General features: G+C 48.8%; 1 protein-coding gene. It reads right to left on the bottom strand.

From position 1 onward, the window contains the following. Positions 1-424, bottom strand: a 424-nt coding sequence (locus QVP40_RS10210; RefSeq protein ID WP_288200486.1) for an ATP-dependent DNA helicase, incomplete at both ends; no start/stop codon positions are given.

The raw sequence follows: 424 nt of genomic DNA on the forward strand, positions 1-424 counted from the left end.
GTGACAGCCGTATACAGCAGATTTCTGTTTAAAAGCATCCTCGGTCCTGACAGAAGAGGAATCACCACTGCCGGATACTCAGAGCCCTGGGATTTATGTATGGTCACTGCATAGGCAAGTTCCAGTTCTTCCAGCTGTTTAAAGGAATATTCCGCACAGCGTCCGTCCTCGAATTCTACTTCCGCTGTTTCCGAAAATTCATTGATCGTTTTCAGGATCCCCGTGTCACCGTTAAAGACACCCACGCCCTTATCTACAGGAATCCCGTACCTTCCGCGGATCTCCCATTCAAGCTGATAGTTGTTCCGGATCTGCATGACTTTGTCGCCTTCCCGGAACAGACCCTGACCATATTCTTTTTCTTTTTTGGATGGTTCCGGAGGATTCAGATAACGCTGCAGGATCTGGTTCAGCCTTTCCACGC

This window comes from Blautia sp. CAG:257, assembly GCF_000433815.1.
GTDB lineage: Bacteria > Bacillota > Clostridia > Lachnospirales > Lachnospiraceae > Blautia_A > Blautia_A caecimuris.